The sequence below is a fragment of the Pseudolysobacter antarcticus genome, from assembly GCF_004168365.1.
Lineage (GTDB): Bacteria > Pseudomonadota > Gammaproteobacteria > Xanthomonadales > Rhodanobacteraceae > Pseudolysobacter > Pseudolysobacter antarcticus.
The window spans coordinates 4,603,690-4,618,733 of record NZ_CP035704.1; the positions used below are offsets into that span (position 1 = coordinate 4,603,690).

General features: G+C 59.6%; 16 protein-coding genes. 14 read left to right on the plus strand and 2 right to left on the minus strand.

All coding sequences use genetic code 11. The features are described 5' to 3' along the window. Window positions 1-93: 93 nt before the first annotated feature. On the plus strand, window positions 94-609 hold the full coding sequence (locus tag ELE36_RS19740; RefSeq protein ID WP_129836355.1) for a hypothetical protein: 516 nt from the start codon (window positions 94-96) through the stop codon (window positions 607-609). A 10-nt stretch (window positions 610-619) separates the two neighbouring features. Next, a complete protein-coding gene (locus tag ELE36_RS19745; RefSeq protein ID WP_129836357.1) occupies window positions 620-1,165 on the plus strand; it encodes a hypothetical protein in 546 nt (181 codons plus the stop codon). Window positions 1,166-1,227: 62 nt separating this feature from the next. On the opposite strand, the gene ELE36_RS19750 is transcribed toward ELE36_RS19745, so the two are convergent. Further along, complete coding sequence (locus tag ELE36_RS19750) at window positions 1,228-1,476, minus strand: hypothetical protein (RefSeq protein WP_129836359.1); 249 nt, start codon at window positions 1,474-1,476, stop codon at window positions 1,228-1,230. 147 nt (window positions 1,477-1,623) lie between these two features. Here ELE36_RS19750 and ELE36_RS19755 point away from each other — a divergent pair, with 147 nt between their 5' ends. From ELE36_RS19755 to ELE36_RS19810, 12 genes are all read left to right on the plus strand, one after another. Then, entirely contained in the window at window positions 1,624-3,207 is a 1,584-nt protein-coding gene (locus tag ELE36_RS19755) for a 2-isopropylmalate synthase (RefSeq protein WP_129836361.1), read from the plus strand. 34 nt (window positions 3,208-3,241) lie between these two features. After that, a complete protein-coding gene (locus ELE36_RS19760) occupies window positions 3,242-4,207 on the plus strand; it encodes a branched-chain amino acid transaminase (RefSeq protein WP_129836363.1) in 966 nt (321 codons plus the stop codon). After that, entirely contained in the window at window positions 4,207-5,625 is a 1,419-nt protein-coding gene (gene leuC, locus ELE36_RS19765) for a 3-isopropylmalate dehydratase large subunit (RefSeq protein ID WP_129836365.1), read from the plus strand. Before ELE36_RS19760 ends, leuC begins: the two co-directional genes overlap by 1 nt. After that, window positions 5,622-6,197 carry a 3-isopropylmalate dehydratase small subunit gene (gene leuD, locus ELE36_RS19770; protein ID WP_129836367.1) on the plus strand — a complete coding sequence of 192 codons (576 nt, stop codon included), beginning with the start codon at window positions 5,622-5,624 and terminating at the stop codon, window positions 6,195-6,197. The genes leuC and leuD overlap by 4 nt, the downstream gene beginning before the upstream one ends. Further along, window positions 6,194-7,240 carry a 3-isopropylmalate dehydrogenase gene (leuB, locus tag ELE36_RS19775; RefSeq protein ID WP_129836369.1) on the plus strand — a complete coding sequence of 349 codons (1,047 nt, stop codon included), beginning with the start codon at window positions 6,194-6,196 and terminating at the stop codon, window positions 7,238-7,240. The genes leuD and leuB overlap by 4 nt, the downstream gene beginning before the upstream one ends. Window positions 7,241-7,270: 30 nt before the next feature. Further along, window positions 7,271-8,920 (plus strand): dihydroxy-acid dehydratase, encoded by a 1,650-nt coding sequence (gene ilvD / locus ELE36_RS19780; RefSeq protein WP_129836371.1) that lies wholly within the window; start codon window positions 7,271-7,273, stop codon window positions 8,918-8,920. 65 nt (window positions 8,921-8,985) lie between these two features. Continuing rightward, window positions 8,986-10,020: a ketol-acid reductoisomerase gene (gene ilvC, locus ELE36_RS19785; protein WP_129836373.1), complete on the plus strand. Its 1,035-nt coding sequence runs from the start codon at window positions 8,986-8,988 to the stop codon at window positions 10,018-10,020. Between the two features lie 100 nt (window positions 10,021-10,120). After that, a complete protein-coding gene (gene ilvB / locus ELE36_RS19790) occupies window positions 10,121-11,926 on the plus strand; it encodes a biosynthetic-type acetolactate synthase large subunit (protein WP_129837046.1) in 1,806 nt (601 codons plus the stop codon). A gap of 49 nt (window positions 11,927-11,975) precedes the next feature. Beyond that, window positions 11,976-12,566, plus strand: a complete 591-nt coding sequence (gene ilvN, locus ELE36_RS19795; protein WP_340642621.1) for an acetolactate synthase small subunit — start codon at window positions 11,976-11,978, stop codon at window positions 12,564-12,566. A 120-nt stretch (window positions 12,567-12,686) separates the two neighbouring features. Further along, window positions 12,687-13,148, plus strand: a complete 462-nt coding sequence (locus ELE36_RS19800; protein WP_207215827.1) for an EamA family transporter — start codon at window positions 12,687-12,689, stop codon at window positions 13,146-13,148. A 9-nt stretch (window positions 13,149-13,157) separates the two neighbouring features. Continuing rightward, the gene (locus ELE36_RS19805) at window positions 13,158-13,928 is read left to right on the plus strand and encodes a hypothetical protein (protein ID WP_129836377.1); all 771 of its coding nucleotides are present in this window, start codon (window positions 13,158-13,160) and stop codon (window positions 13,926-13,928) included. A 108-nt stretch (window positions 13,929-14,036) separates the two neighbouring features. Next, complete coding sequence (locus ELE36_RS19810; RefSeq protein ID WP_242512314.1) at window positions 14,037-14,414, plus strand: nuclear transport factor 2 family protein; 378 nt, start codon at window positions 14,037-14,039, stop codon at window positions 14,412-14,414. A 122-nt stretch (window positions 14,415-14,536) separates the two neighbouring features. Here the strand turns inward: ELE36_RS19810 and ELE36_RS19815 are convergent, their stop codons facing one another. Further along, window positions 14,537-14,809 (minus strand): DUF4242 domain-containing protein, encoded by a 273-nt coding sequence (locus ELE36_RS19815; RefSeq protein ID WP_129836380.1) that lies wholly within the window; start codon window positions 14,807-14,809, stop codon window positions 14,537-14,539. Between the last annotated feature and the right edge of the window lie 235 nt (window positions 14,810-15,044).

The window sequence follows — 15,044 nt, forward strand, 5'->3', positions numbered from 1 at the left end:
TATCAGCACGCCGGTCTCATAGATTGAGACTTTGAACAGGCTCTTATAGACAAGGCAGCTGAGGAAACCTTCCAAAAACTAAAAAAAGCTCCAGTGAAAAAAGTTTTGATCGGAGCGCCGCTAACTAGTCAACAAGTCATTGACCCTTCGGATATTGCACCACAAGTGTTGCCTTCCACTGCAGTACAGCCCACGGAAACAACCGAAGCCGCACGGGTAAGATTTGTGCCTAGTGGGGACGGTGCGAACCTATTGATGACCATACTTAAAGAAGGTTTTTTTGATCGTCTAAATCTTGATGAAGCACTGGACGATTCCAACATTCAAATAGCGCTTGAGGTTTCTTACCGACGCAAAACCTCGGACATGGGCCACAAGATTCTTGATTCCATTGCGACTAGTCTTCGGCATTTACCCGGAACGGACTTGAGAATTGAGTTGGAAGGCGGAGGCGTTATTACAGGTGACCAGCTGAAGCTTTCGGGATCGATCACAGTAGAGTTTCTAAACAACGGGTTGGTCAATGAAAGCCTTCTTTTCCACGCGATGCATCATTGGTTACTCTCGAAGATAGCCAGCAATGAGCTAGACCCGTCGGTAGGTGAGTAAGCAAAACAGCATGAACACGCCAACTAAACGCTGGATGGAAAGCCAAGTGTTTCTTGCCGGGCTGTCGTGTCTGTTTTTTGCGGGAGTGTGCATGCTCGCGTCTAACGTGCTTGGTGTACCAGATCGTGCGACTCCATTGTGGACGTTTTGCGTGATCCAAATCGCACCGATCACTGCCTTGGGAATCTTGTTCGGCAAACTGACCGACATTCGGGACATTGATGGTCTTACGCGCACGGAGCGGCGACGTTTAGAATCGTTGGTTAATTCAAAAATCAGACAACTTATTTTTCTCATTGCTTTCCATGTCGTGGCTGGATTAATTCTCGCCCTTGCGCTTTATGGGGCATCCTTCGGTCGACCTGCCGTGGCATATGCATTCACATTGGCTGGGGCACTTATCGGGCTATCCGTGTATTTCACCGTTTCAGCGTATGTAGATGTCAAGCACATTGCCGCGTTCAAGACGAAAATTGCAGATCGCACTCGCGAAGCAAAGGCCCGAGCCTCTGTGATGGCCAAACTGATCGGCAAACGAGACGCCCCCAAAGCCTAAGAGTGCTGCTTGGCACAAACAAATCGACCTAAAAAGTGATCTCTGTTGGTGCATCAATTGGATCAACTTCCGCAGGTAATCAGTATGTATTCATAAGCGAAGGATTCCATATGGACGTCTGGACATCCATACGCGGTGATTACAAATGAAACTTTTTTCGTCGAAAAAAAGTCTTGACAAGGCTTGCGATTGATCGTTACTGTCGGCCACATGTCGCAGCGCAACAACCACCACGGAACCATCAGCAAGCCTGCCATTCCGCTGGCGAGTGTGCTGGCGCGCGAACACGTCGCGCCGATCGCGACGATCATTCTTGTACTCGTACTTCTTATTACCGGCTCAGGAGCGGGATAGAGGCGCGCGTCAGAACACGACAAACACCGAAACCCCCGCCCCGGCAACGAGGCGGGGGTTTTTTTTTGGCCGATAGCATGGCCGGCAAGGCCACGAGAACAACGATGACTGCACCAATCGAACCCGGCGAAAGCGCACCACGCGAACGCGTGCTGATTTTCGATACCAGCCTGCGCGATGGCGAGCAGGCACCCGGCTACAGCATGAATCTCACGCAGAAACTCGCATTTGCGCATGCGCTTTCCGATCTCGGCGTGGATGTGATCGAAGCTGGATTTCCGGCGGCATCGCCCGGTGATTTCGAATCGGTGCGACAGATCGCGCAGCGTGTGCGCCGCCCGATCATCTGCGGCCTCGCTCGTTGCCAAAGCGGCGATATCGAATCGGGCGCGCGTGCACTTGAGGGCGCCGAACATCCACGCATCCATCTGTTTCTTTCGACCAGCCCGATCCATCGCGAACACAAGCTGCGCATGAGTCGCGAGCAGGTGTTGGAAACCGCGATCGCCAGCGTGCGTCAGGCGCGTACGCTGTGCGACGATGTCGAATTCTCGGCCGAAGATGCGCTGCGTACCGAACCGGAATTCCTAGTCGAAATTTTTTCTGCCGCGATCGCCGCGGGCGCAAGCACGATCAATATTCCTGATACCGTCGGCTACACCACGCCGAATGAAATCGCCGCCTTGTTCGCGCGCCTCAAACGCGAAATCGTCGGCATCGAACGTGCCGTGATGAGCGCGCATTGCCATAACGATCTTGGCCTCGCCGTCGCCAACAGCATGGCCGCGATCGAGAACGGCGCGCGCCAAGTCGAGTGCACCATCAACGGCATCGGCGAGCGCGCTGGCAACGCCGCGCTCGAGGAAATCGTCATGCTGCTGCGCACGCGCCCGGGGTATTACAACATCGATACCGGCATCGACAGCACGCGCCTGTATCCAACCTCGCGCCTGCTCGCGAGCCTCACCGGCCAGAACGTGCAGCGCAATAAAGCGGTGGTTGGCGAGAACGCGTTTGCGCACGAATCCGGCATCCACCAGCACGGCATGTTGCGCCATCGTTCGACCTACGAAGTGATGAAACCCGAGGATGTCGGTTTCGCGCGTACCAACCTCGTGCTCGGCAAACACAGCGGCCGGCATGCGTTGCGCGAGCGCATCGAACATCTCGGTTTGCAGGTGGACGATGTTGCGCTGAACAGCGTGTTCGAGCGGTTCAAGATTCTCGCCGACAAAAAGAAAGAAGTATTCGACAGCGATGTCGAAGCACTGCTGCTCGGTCTCGATCCTGATGCACAAGGCCCGTGGCGTATCGAGAGTTTGCACGCGAGTTCGCAAGTTGGCGGCGCGGCCACGGCGAGTGTGCGCCTGCGGCGCAACGACGGCATTCAGGCCGCGGCGAACGCAAGCGGCGACGGCCCGGTGCATGCAACCTTGCGCGCTTTGGAAATCGCCACGGGCTGCGCGCTCGAAGTCAGCGATTTCCAGATCCGCAGCGTCAGCATGGGCGGCGACGCGCAAGGCCAGGCCAGCGTCAGTGTGTTTCACGATGCGCGCGAATATCGCGGCCGCGGTGCCAGCACCGACATCATCGAAGCCGCCGCGCTGGCGTTCCTCGAAGTGCTGAATCGCATCCATCGTAATCAAGCCGCCGCCGATACCGCGCCACTGCGCGCCATCAACGCCTGATCCTCATACACAACGACATAACGAGACCGCCGCGATGTTCAATCCACCACCGAATTTCCTCTGGCACAACGGCCAGATCAAACCCTGGGCCGAAGCCACCGTGCATGTGAGCGTGCACGCGCTGCATTACGGCTCGTCGGTTTTCGAAGGCGTGCGCGCCTACGAAACACCGCAGGGCGCGCAGATTTTTCGCCTGCAGGATCACACTGATCGACTGTTCCATTCGGCGCGTGTCTATGAAATAGACATGCCCTACAACGAGGAAGAAATCCGCGCCGCGTGCAAGCAGGCGGTGACCGCGAACGGATTGCGCTCGGCGTATCTGCGACCGATCGCATTCCGCGGTTACGGCGCGCTCGGCGTGTATGCGGAAGTGCCGACCGAGGTTTCGGTACTCGCGTTTTCGTGGGGCAGCCTGCTCGGCAAGGACGCGCTCGAACACGGCGTCGATGTCTGTGTTTCATCGTGGCAACGTTGCGCCCCGAACACCTTGCCGGCGATGGCGAAAGCCGGCGGCAATTATCTGTCGAGTCAGCTCGTGACGCGCGAGGCACATCGACTCGGTTTCCACGAAGGTATTGCGCTCGGCGCCAATGGATTACTTAGCGAAGGCGCCGGCGAAAATCTGTTCCTCGTGATGAAAGGCAAGCTCTATACGCCGCCATGCAGCGCCGGAGTGCTGGCCGGCATCACACGCGATAGCGTGATGACTCTCGCCGCCGATCTCGGTATCGAAACCATCGAGCGCGACATGCCGCGCGAATCGCTGTATTTCGCCGACGAGGTTTTCCTGACCGGCACCGCCGCGGAAATCACGCCGGTGCGTTCGGTCGATCGCAAGCAGGTTGGCCGCGGCGGGCGCGGTCCGATCACGCAGCGTTTGCAGGAAGCGTTTTTTGGATTATTCAACGGCCGCACCGAAGATCGCTACGGCTGGCTCACACCGGTCAGCGCGGAGGCAGAAACAACAGCCGCCGAACCAATGCGCGAGGTCGCCTGATGTCTACGCCACGCACCCTGCTCGACAAGGTTTGGGATACGCATCTGGTGCGTGCCGAAACCGATGCCACACCCGCCGTGTTGTACATCGACCTGCATCTGATTCACGAAGTGACCTCGCCGCAAGCGTTCACCGAATTGCGCGAACGCGGACTCAAACTACGCCGTCCCGACAAGGTGCTGGCAACGCTGGATCATTCGACGCCAACCACACACGCCGATAGCGATGGCACGCGCCATTACGTCACACCGCAGGCCGAAGCGCAGGTGCATATGCTCGAAGCCAACTGTCGCGAATTCGGTCTCGAGCTACGCGGCTGGGACAGTACCGAACGCGGCATCGTGCACGTGATCGGCCCGGAACTCGGCGCCACCCAGCCCGGCATGACCATCGTCTGCGGCGACAGCCACACCAGCACACACGGCGCGTTCGGCGCGCTCGCATTCGGCATCGGCACGAGCGAAGTCGCGCACGTCATGGCCAGCCAGTGCCTGCTGCAACGCAAGCCAAAATCACTCGCCGTGGAAGTGAGCGGCACATTCGCGCCCGGCGTCGGCGCCAAGGATCTGATCCTGCATGTAATCGGCGTCATCGGTATCAACGGCGGCACCGGCCACGTCATCGAATATCGCGGCGACGCCATCCGTGCGCTGTCGATGGAAGAACGCATGACCGTCTGCAACATGTCGATCGAAGCCGGCGCCAAAGCCGGATTGATCGCGCCGGACGAAGTCACGTTCGCCTATCTGCACGGCCGCAGTCTCGCACCAAAAAACGCCGAGTGGGATGCCGCCGTGGCACGCTGGAAAAATCTGCACAGCGATCCCGATGCGAAGTTTGATCGCAGCGTGCACATCGATGCCAAAGACGTGCGCCCGACCGTGAGCTACGGCACGCATCCAGGCATGGTGGTCAGCATCGATCAAAATGTACCCGAGGCAAACAGCGCGCAGGACGAACGCGCGTTGCGCTACATGCAGATCGAATCGGGTAAGTCGATGCTTGGTGTACCGGTCGATATCGTGTTCATCGGCAGTTGCACGAATGGCCGCCTGTCCGACCTGCGCGCCGCAGCGTCTGTATTGGCCGGACGCAAGGTCGCGAGCAGCGTGCGCATGCTCGTGGTGCCGGGTTCGGTCGCGGTGCAACGCGCTGCCGAAAGCGAAGGTCTCGACAAGATTTTCCGTGCCGCCGGTGCCGAATGGCGCGAGCCGGGCTGCTCGATGTGCATCGCGATGAACGGTGATTTGGTCGCGCCCGGACAACTCGCGGTGAGCACGTCGAATCGCAATTTCGAAGGTCGGCAAGGGCCCGGCGCACGCACCGTGCTGGCGAGTCCGCAAACCGCCGCCGCGAGCGCTATCGCCGGACATATCGCCGATCCGCGCGATTATATTGCCGCAGGAGTCGCCGCATGAAACCGTTACGCCTATTACGTTCGCGCACGATCGTGCTGCCGTTCGAGAACATCGATACCGACCGGATTATCCCGGCGCGTTTTCTCACCACCACCGAACGCAGCGGCCTCGGAAAATTCGCGTTTCAGGATTGGCGTTATCGCGCCGACGGTTCGCCGGATCCTGCGTTCGTGCTTAATCAGCCACGCGCACGCGGCGCCGAGATTCTGGTGGCCGGACGCAACTTCGGTTGCGGCTCGTCGCGCGAACACGCGCCGTGGGCATTGCTCGATTGCGGCATTCGCGCGGTGCTGAGTTCGGAGATCGCCGATATTTTCCGCGGCAATGCGCTGAAGAACGGCTTGCTCGCAATCGTGCTGAGTGAATCGGAACATCGTTATCTGCTCGATCATCCAGGCATCGAACTGGCGATCGATGTTGTCGCCGGTCATATCGAATTGCCGGACGGCGGACGTTTCAGTTTCGAGATGGATGCGTTCGCGCGGCACTGTCTGATCGAAGGTGTCGACCAGCTCGGATTTCTGCTGCGCTGCGAAGACGACATCGCGCGTTTTGAGGCGCGCGCCGCATGAAGGCCAATATCGTCATCCTGCCCGGCGACGGCATCGGCCCGGAAGTCACCGCCGCTGCGGTCGAATGTTTGCGCGCCGTAGCAAAAAATCACGGCCACGATTTTCAATTCGCCGAACATCTGCTCGGCGGTTGTGCGATCGATACCGAAGGCACGGCGTTGCCGGAATCCACTCGCGCTGCGTGTCTTGCCGCCGACGCGGTTTTGCTCGGTGCGGTCGGCGGGCCGAAGTGGTCCGATCCGAAAGCGAAAGTGCGACCGGAGCAAGGTCTGCTCGGCTTGCGTGCGACGCTCGGCGTATTCGCCAACCTGCGTCCGATCAAGGTGCATGCGCGCGCCGCGGCGTTATCGCCACTGAAGCCGGAGCGTCTGGCCGGCGTCGATATTTTATTTGTGCGCGAACTCACCGGCGGTGTTTATTTCGGAGAGAAAACGCGCACGCCGGAAGCCGCCAGCGATCTGTGCCGTTATAGCGTCATCGAGATCGAACGCGTGTTGCGCCGCGCTTTTGAATTCGCGCAAGCGCGCCGTCGCAAACTGACCTCGGTGGACAAGGCCAACGTCATGGAAACTTCGCGCTTATGGCGCGAAACCGCCGTGCGCATCGCCGCAGAATATCCGGACGTGAAACTCGAACACCAGCTCGTCGATTCGATGGCGATGTTGTTGCTCACGCGCCCGGCCGACTACGACGTGATCGTCACCGAAAACCTTTTCGGCGACATTCTCACCGACGAAGCTGCGGTGCTGTGCGGCTCGCTCGGATTGCCACCGTCGGCATCGCTCGGCGCGGGCAAGGTCGGGTTGTACGAACCGATCCACGGCTCGGCGCCGGACATCGTTGGCCAGAACAAGGCGAACCCGCTCGGCACGATTGCGAGCGCCGCGTTGCTGTTGCGTTATTCGCTGAATCTCGAAGCCGAAGCGCAAGCACTCGAAGCTGCGATTTCGGCCACGCTCGATGCCGGCATCTTCACCCCCGACCTCGGCGGCACATACAGCACGCAGCAGGTAACCGCCGCCGTGCTGGAGCAACTGCAATGATCTCTTTTTTCCTTTTTCAGAGTTCGCCCCATGCATAGCGATGTGATGAAAACCGGCCCCGATCGTGCGCCCGCGCGCGCGATGATGCGTGCCACCGGGCTCGATGATGCGGCCATCGCAAAACCGCTGATCGCGGTCGTGCATACGTGGTCGAACGTGTCGCCGTGCAATCTGAATTTGCGCGATCTTGCGGTCGCCGCCGCCGATGGCATTCGCGCCGCGGGTGGCACGCCGATCGAGTTCAACACGATCGCGATCACCGACGGCATGGCGATGGGCACGCCGGGCATGCGCGCGTCGCTGGTTTCGCGCGAAGTCATCACCGATTCGATCGAGCTCGCCGTGACCGGCCACAGCCTCGATGCGGTGGTCGTGTTGTGTGGCTGCGACAAGACCATTCCGGCCGCGGCGATGGCGCTCGCACGTTTGAATTTGCCCGGTCTGGTGTTGTATGGCGGCAGCATTGCGCACGGCAAACATCACGGCAAATCGATCACCGTGCAGGAAGTATTCGAAGCCGTCGGTGCGCACGGCGCGGGCAAACTCGACGATGCCGGACTCAACGAAGTCGAACGCAATGCGTGCCCCGGTGCGGGCGCGTGCGGCGGCCAATTCACTGCGAATACGATGGCGATGGTGCTGACCGCGCTCGGCCTGTCGCCGCTCGGTCTGAACGATATTCCGGCCACACATACGGACAAACTCGCCGCGGCAAAACGCTGTGGCGAACTCGCGCTGGAGCTGCTGAAAAACGGTCCGCTGCCGCGCGAAATTCTCACGCCCACCGCGTTTCGCAACGCCGCGCGTCTGGTCGCCGCCACCGCCGGCTCGACCAACGGCGTGCTGCATTTGCTGGCGATTGCGCACGAAGCCGGAGTCGCACTCGATCTCGAAGATTTTGAATCTGCATCACGCGCCACACCGGTCATTGCCGATCTCAAACCGGGCGGCCGTTTCACCGCGGTGGAGCTCACCGAAGCTGGCGGCACGGCGCTCGTCGCGAATGCGTTGCGCACCGCCGGTTTGCTCGACAATACGATCACCGTGACCGGGCGTTCCTTGTTCGCCGAACTCGACGCAGCAGCGGCACCCGCGCCCAACCAGAAAGTGGTCTATCCGGTCAACGCACCGCTCAAACCGCGCGGCGGTTTTGCGATCCTGTACGGCAATATCGCACCCGAAGGTTGCATCCTCAAACTCTCGGCGCACGGCACAAAAACTTTCAGCGGCCCGGCGCGCGTGTTCGAGGGTGAGGCCGATGCGTTCGCCGCGGTGCAAGGCGGCAAGATCAACGCGGGCGACGTGATCGTGATCCGCAACGAAGGCCCGGCTGGCGGCCCCGGCATGCGCGAGATGCTGGCCGTGACCGCAGCGCTGGTCGGACGCGGCCTGGGCGATGATGTCGCACTGATTACCGACGGCCGATTCTCCGGCGCGACGCACGGATTCATGGTCGGCCATATCGCGCCCGAAGCCGCGCGCGGCGGCCCGATTGCGCTGCTGCACGAGGGCGACATCGTCGTGATCGATGCCGAAGCACGCCAGCTCCACACCAGCGCCGATCTCGAATCGCGACGTGCCGATTGGCGCGCACGTCCGCCGGTCGAAACGCGCGGCGCACTTGCCAAGTATGCACGACTGGTCAGCTCCGCCTCGCGCGGCGCAGTGACCGAAGCATAGCCGTTTATACGTCCATATCTTTATTCACATCTTCATTCCATTCGACCTGAATCCACGGAGTAGTCATGAGCACCAACAGCACCGCAATCCCGACCATCGCCGCCCTGCAGGGCAAGCGCATCGCCGTTCTCGGCTACGGCAGCCAGGGCCGCGCGCACGCGCTGAACTTGTGTGATTCCGGCCTCGATGTCGTGGTCGGTTTGCGCCCGAACGGCCCCACCTCGAAGAAAGCCGAAGAAGACGGCTTGCGTGTGCTCACGCCGGCCGACGCGGTGCGTGATGCCGATCTGATCGCAGTGCTGACGCCGGACATGGTGCAGCCCGCGCTGTATCGCGATGCGATCGCGCCGAACATCAAACCCGGCGCGGCATTGTTGTTCGCGCATGGTTTTAATGTGCATTTCAAGCAGATCGATGCACGCAAGGATATCGACGTGATTCTGGTCGCGCCAAAAGGCCCCGGCGCGCTGGTGCGACGCGAATACGAAATCGGCCGCGGCGTGCCGTGCTTGTTCGCGGTCCATCAGGACGCCACCGGCCATGCCGAGGAAAAAGCCAAGGCCTACGCCGCGGGCATCGGTGGCGCCCGCGCGATGTTGATCGCAACCGATTTCAAGGAAGAAACCGAAACCGATTTGTTCGGCGAACAGGCCGTACTTTGCGGCGGCGCGAGCGAACTCGTCATCGCCGGATTCGAGACGCTGGTCGAAGCCGGTTATCAGCCCGAGATCGCGTATTACGAAGTGATGCACGAGCTGAAATTGATCGTCGATCTGTTCTACGAAGGCGGCATCACGCGCATGCTCGAATTCGTTTCCGAGACCGCGCAATACGGCGATTACGTGAGCGGCCCGCGCATCGTTGATGCGGCGACCAAGGCACGCATGAAAGCCGTGCTCACCGATATTCAGGACGGCACGTTCGCGAAAAACTGGACTGCCGAATACCAGGCCGGCCTGCCGAATTACAAGAAGTTCAAGCAGGCCGATCTCGATCATCCGATCGAAGTGGTCGGCAAGGCGTTGCGCGCACGCATGCCGTGGTTGAACGCCGCCGCCAAGCCCAGCGACGCTGCCGCGCCGTTGCAGAAAGCGAGCTGATTCTCGCGTTTCTACTCGTCTGAAAACTGGAATCGATATCGTGAATGCACAACTCGAAAGTCTCGCCGAGGCAACCGCACATCCGCTCGCAGGCACAGCAATGAGCGGCGCGGACATCGTCGTGCAAGTGCTCGCCGACGAAGGCGTGGATGTGCTGTTCGGTTATTCCGGCGGCGCGATCTTGCCGGTGTACGACGCGATCTTCCGCTACAACCACGAGCATGTGGATGCGCGCGGAAAAGATCCGATGCCGTTGATCGTGCCGGCCAACGAACAAGGCGCAGGATTCATGGCGGCGGGTTATGCACGGGCGTCGGGCAAGGTCGGTGTGGCCGTGGTCACGTCAGGTCCAGGCGCGACCAACACGGTGACACCCGTGCGCGATTCGATGGCCGATTCAATCCCGCTGGTGGTGATTTGCGGCCAGGTGCCGACGCCCGCGATCGGCACTGATGCATTTCAGGAAGCGCCGATCAGCAACATCATGGGCGCCTGCGCAAAACACGTGTTTCTCGTGACGCAGGCGGCACTGCTTGAAGCCACCGTGCGCACGGCGTTCGAGCTCGCGCGCACCGGTCGTCCCGGCCCGATCGTGATCGATATTCCGAAGGATGTGCAGAACGCCAACCTGATTTTTAAGGGTCACGGCAAGTTGCCGATTCCAGGTTATCGCGCACGCTTGCGCACGATCGAAAATGCGAGCCTCGATACCAACGCCTGCGCCGAATTTTTCGCCGCATTGCAACTCGCGAAACGTCCGCTGATCTATGCTGGCGGCGGCGTGATTGCCGCGGATGCGACGCGCGCGTTACGCGATTTTGCACAGGAGTTTGCGATTCCGATCACAACCACCCTGATGGGTCTCGGCGCATGCGATACGACCGAGCCGCTGGCATTGCACATGCTCGGCATGCACGGCACCGCCTACGCCAATTACAGCGTTGATGATTGCGATTTTGTATTCGCGCTCGGCGCGCGTTTCGATGATCGTGTTGCCGGCGTGCCGGAAAAATTTGCTGCCGGTGCAAAATTCATCGCCCAGATCGATATCGATCCGGCCGAGATCGGCAAAGTGAAAAGAGTGCACTGGCATCATCTCGGTGATCTTGCCAATGCCCTGGATCGATTGCGCGAATACGCGTCGGCGCGCGGATTTGCGCCGCACGCCGATGGCCGTTTCAGCGATTGGCATGCGCATATCGCTGCACTGAAACGCGATCACGCGATGAACTACGATCGCGACAGCGCGCTGATCCAACCGTATGCAGTCATCGAGGCGATCAATGCGATCACGCAGGGCCGCGCGATCATCAGCACCGGCGTCGGCCAGCATCAGATGTGGGCGGCGCAATATTTCGATTTTCGCGAGCCGCGGCATTGGCTTACGTCGGGCTCGATGGGCACGATGGGTTTTGGATTGCCGGCGGCGATCGGCGCGCAGTTCGCGCGGCGCGATGCGATCGTGATTGACATCGACGGCGACGCCAGCATCCGCATGAATCTCGGCGAGCTCGAAACTGTTACCACCTACGATTTGCCGATCAAGGTGGTCGTACTCAACAACTGCGGCGACGGCATGGTGCGGCAGTGGCAGAAACTTTTTTTCAAGGGCCGTTTCGCCGGTTCCGACAAAAGTCTGCACAAGAAGGATTTCGTCAAGGCGGCGCAGGCCGACGGATTTATCTGGGCGCAGCGTCTGGACAAACCCGACGACATCGCGCGCGTGATCGCCGATTTCATTGCATTCGAAGGGCCGGCGTTTCTCGAAGTGATGATCGATCCGGATGCCGGCGTGTATCCGATGATCGGCCCGGGCGCGGCTTATGCGCAGATGATTACCGGTGATTTCATCGCCTCGCGCAAGCCGCCGGAACTCGCCGCGACCAATGTCTCCGGCATGTTCTGAGCGGCACCGCAAAAATATTTTCCGCCCATAATTCCATCGAGATTCGTCCATGTCCTCCACCCTGCTATCACGTTCCGCCCACCCAGCCGAAACCGAGCAGCAAGGCTGGTGGCCCCATCGCCAAGGACGTCATCAGACCATGCGCCACATCATTTCCCTGCTGCTGCAAAACGAAGCGGGCGCACTTGCACGCGTCGCCGGATTATTCTCGGCGCGCGGCTACAACATCGAATCGCTCAGCGTCGCTGCCACGCACGAACCGCAGGTTTCCAGACTTACCTTGGTGATCTACGGCGACGAAGCGGTGATCGATCAAATCATCAAGCAATCACGCAAACTGATCGACGTGCTCGATGTGGTCGACCTCACGTCGCGCGCGCATCTCGAATCGGAATTGCTGATTGTAAAAGTCGAAGTCATGGTCGGCCGCGAAGACGCGCTCGACGCGTGCCTGTATCGCCACCACAGCTTCACCATCGATGAAACCGACCGCGTGCGCACCTTGCAGTTCGCCGGTCGCGGCGAACTCGTGGATGCGTTTCTGCGGGAACTCTCGGGCGTCTCGCGGCTGCTCGAACTCGCGCGCAGTGGCACCGCGGCGGTGGAATGCGGCAAGGCGATTCTGGCTGGCGCGGGCTGAGTCGACGCGGTAGTCGGCGTGGTCTTTCACTGGCGAGGCATAACGCGACAGCTACTGTTTAAATGAGCTTGTCCGCGCATCATCCAAGCGCGATACTCGATCCCATCTCGCGTCACTCCGATGTCGGGAACTGGCGGGAGTGACGTGGTGGCATCGAGCAACGGCTGGTTTGTCTGGGCATTACTCTCGGCGATGTTCGCCGCGTTCACCGCGATCTTCGCCAAGATCGGACTCGAAGGCATCGACTCCGATTACGCCACACTGATCCGCACGTTCGTGATCATCGCCGTGCTCGGCGGCTTTGTATATTTCACCGGCAAATGGAGCAACCCGCTCGCGCTGCCACCGCGAACATGGTTATTCCTGACCTTGTCGGGGCTCGCCACCGGCGCGTCGTGGGTGTGTTATTTCCGCGCGCTTAAAATCGGTGAAGCCTCGAAAGTTGCACCCGTCGATAAACTGAGTCTAGTGCTGGTCGCGATTTTTGCATTCGCCTTTCTCGGCGAGCGCCCGAGCCTGCGCGAATGGTTCGGCATTGCCATGGTCGGCGCTGGCGTGATCGTGCTCGGTTTCAAGCGCTGATCGGCGCGCATGAAAATCGTCATCGCCGGGCAGGCCAAATCCGGCACAACCGCACTTTATTACGCTGTGAAAAATGCGCTAGCGCGCGACTACATTTGCCTGTTCGAGCCATGCGAATTCACGCAGCAAAACGAAACCGATGTGCTGGTCAAGATCCTGATCAATCCCTCGTTGCGCGCCGCCGATTTCGATGACTTCGAGAAAAAAATCCTGCTCGTGCGCGATCCGCGTGACAACCTCGTCAGCCGCATGCTGTATTGCATCTTCGATCAGTCGTTCGCAACCGATCAAGATAAAGTCGCGGAATTCCTGCAGTGCCTCGAACGCAAGCGCCAGTCACCATCAACGGTTGCGTTGCTCGAATTGCTGACGTTATTGGGACAATTATCGGGCGAAGACCTGCTCGAACGTTTCCTCAAACGTCACCATCTCGGACTGCAGTTCGCTGCGCAGCGTCCCGCCTATTTCGTGTATCGATATGAGGATTTCCTCGCCGGAAAAACTACTGCCATCGAAGCCCATCTGGGCGTCGTATTTTCGGCCGGACGCCAAGTGGATCCGATCCACGCGCGCGTCCTGCGCACGGGCGCCGCCGCCGACTGGCGCAACTGGTTTACGCCGACCGATGTCGATTTCTTCAAACCCCATTTCCAGCAATATCTAGCCGAATACGGATACGAAACCGATTGGAATCTCGCAGCCGATCCGTTGATTTCAGCAGCCCATTCCACCGACTACGTGCGGCGGCTGGTTTCCGAACGCGTTGCTACGCCTCGATAATCGAATACCTTTTGAAAATCTGCCCGATGTCATCTATTTCAGGAAACCCACGTCATGACCGCTCAGCAACCAGAAACCGTCCGGAACGCACTCATCGAATGGCACCGCATGATCGCAAGCAGCGACTTGAGTGCGCTGCCAGCATTGCTGCATCCCGATGCGTTGTTCCGCTCGCCGATGGCGTTCAAGCCGTATCGCAGCGCGCAGGCAGTGGCGATGATCCTCGGCACCGTGATCACGATCTTCAAGAACTTCGTCTACGAGCGTCAATTCATCAGCGGCGATGGCATGAGCGTGACCTTGGAATTCAGCGCGATGGTCGGCGACAAACAACTCAAGGGTGTCGACCTGATCCGTTTCGACGAGCACGGCAAGATCGTCGAGTTCGAAGTGATGATCCGCCCGATCAATGCCACCGCGGCGCTCGGTGAGGAAATGGGCAAACGCCTTGGCGCATTGCTACCTGCGTTCAAGACTGCGCCTTGAAAGCAAAGACCGATCTGAAGTCACGTAGCAGCGCTTTTCGCGTCCAGGGACTTGCCCGCGTTCTCGCCAATGCACGCCTTCGACAGGGAAGGCATGCGCGGTTTTGAATCATCAGCCAAGGCTCACTCAGCCGTGGTCGGGTCGATCGTCGAGCGCACCTGCGAAACCCGGTTCGCCGGAAATCCTCCTTGACGAGCGTGCTCACGCACCGCCTCCTCATTCGGCGCAATATAGACGCAATACAGCTTGTCGTCGGTCACGTAACTCTGCAGCCACTGGATCTGCTGGCCCATGCCCTGCAGCACGCTGCATGATTTTTGCGAGACGGCATTCAGTTCCTGCGCGGAAAGTTTTCCGGCGCCGGGAATTTCTCTTTCGATGACGAACTTGGGCATGACGATGATTTCCTCTGATTTTGCGAATGGATCCTCCCGCTCGACAAACCGTGGAATCGTTGACGTTATTGTTCGTCACAACAATTAAATTCCGGCATGTCGAGTCGGTCTGTATCGATAACGCCATCTTGCGAATATTTGCGACATTCTTGACCGTGGCGTCCATGATCCGCGATCAGGTGCACCACCAAGCAACTCCGCACACCACAGTTGTCACTCCGTGTGATGGGCGCTA

What these genes read in the sequence shown, in the direction of transcription:
- ilvC (WP_129836373.1), top strand. Translation starts at nt 8,986, where the DNA reads ATGAGCACCAACAGCACCGCAATCCCGACCATCGCCGCCCTGCAGGGC.
- leuB (WP_129836369.1), top strand. Translation starts at nt 6,194, where the DNA reads ATGAAGGCCAATATCGTCATCCTGCCCGGCGACGGCATCGGCCCGGAA.
- ELE36_RS19760 (WP_129836363.1), top strand. Translation starts at nt 3,242, where the DNA reads ATGTTCAATCCACCACCGAATTTCCTCTGGCACAACGGCCAGATCAAA.
- leuC (WP_129836365.1), top strand. Translation starts at nt 4,207, where the DNA reads ATGTCTACGCCACGCACCCTGCTCGACAAGGTTTGGGATACGCATCTG.
- ELE36_RS19815 (WP_129836380.1), bottom strand. Translation starts at nt 14,809, where the DNA reads ATGCCCAAGTTCGTCATCGAAAGAGAAATTCCCGGCGCCGGAAAACTT.
- ilvN (WP_340642621.1), top strand. Translation starts at nt 11,976, where the DNA reads ATGTCCTCCACCCTGCTATCACGTTCCGCCCACCCAGCCGAAACCGAG.
- ELE36_RS19810 (WP_242512314.1), top strand. Translation starts at nt 14,037, where the DNA reads ATGATCGCAAGCAGCGACTTGAGTGCGCTGCCAGCATTGCTGCATCCC.
- ilvD (WP_129836371.1), top strand. Translation starts at nt 7,271, where the DNA reads ATGCATAGCGATGTGATGAAAACCGGCCCCGATCGTGCGCCCGCGCGC.
- ELE36_RS19805 (WP_129836377.1), top strand. Translation starts at nt 13,158, where the DNA reads ATGAAAATCGTCATCGCCGGGCAGGCCAAATCCGGCACAACCGCACTT.
- ELE36_RS19755 (WP_129836361.1), top strand. Translation starts at nt 1,624, where the DNA reads ATGACTGCACCAATCGAACCCGGCGAAAGCGCACCACGCGAACGCGTG.
- ELE36_RS19750 (WP_129836359.1), bottom strand. Translation starts at nt 1,476, where the DNA reads ATGATCGTCGCGATCGGCGCGACGTGTTCGCGCGCCAGCACACTCGCC.
- ELE36_RS19800 (WP_207215827.1), top strand. Translation starts at nt 12,687, where the DNA reads ATGTCGGGAACTGGCGGGAGTGACGTGGTGGCATCGAGCAACGGCTGG.
- ELE36_RS19745 (WP_129836357.1), top strand. Translation starts at nt 620, where the DNA reads ATGAACACGCCAACTAAACGCTGGATGGAAAGCCAAGTGTTTCTTGCC.
- ilvB (WP_129837046.1), top strand. Translation starts at nt 10,121, where the DNA reads ATGAGCGGCGCGGACATCGTCGTGCAAGTGCTCGCCGACGAAGGCGTG.
- leuD (WP_129836367.1), top strand. Translation starts at nt 5,622, where the DNA reads ATGAAACCGTTACGCCTATTACGTTCGCGCACGATCGTGCTGCCGTTC.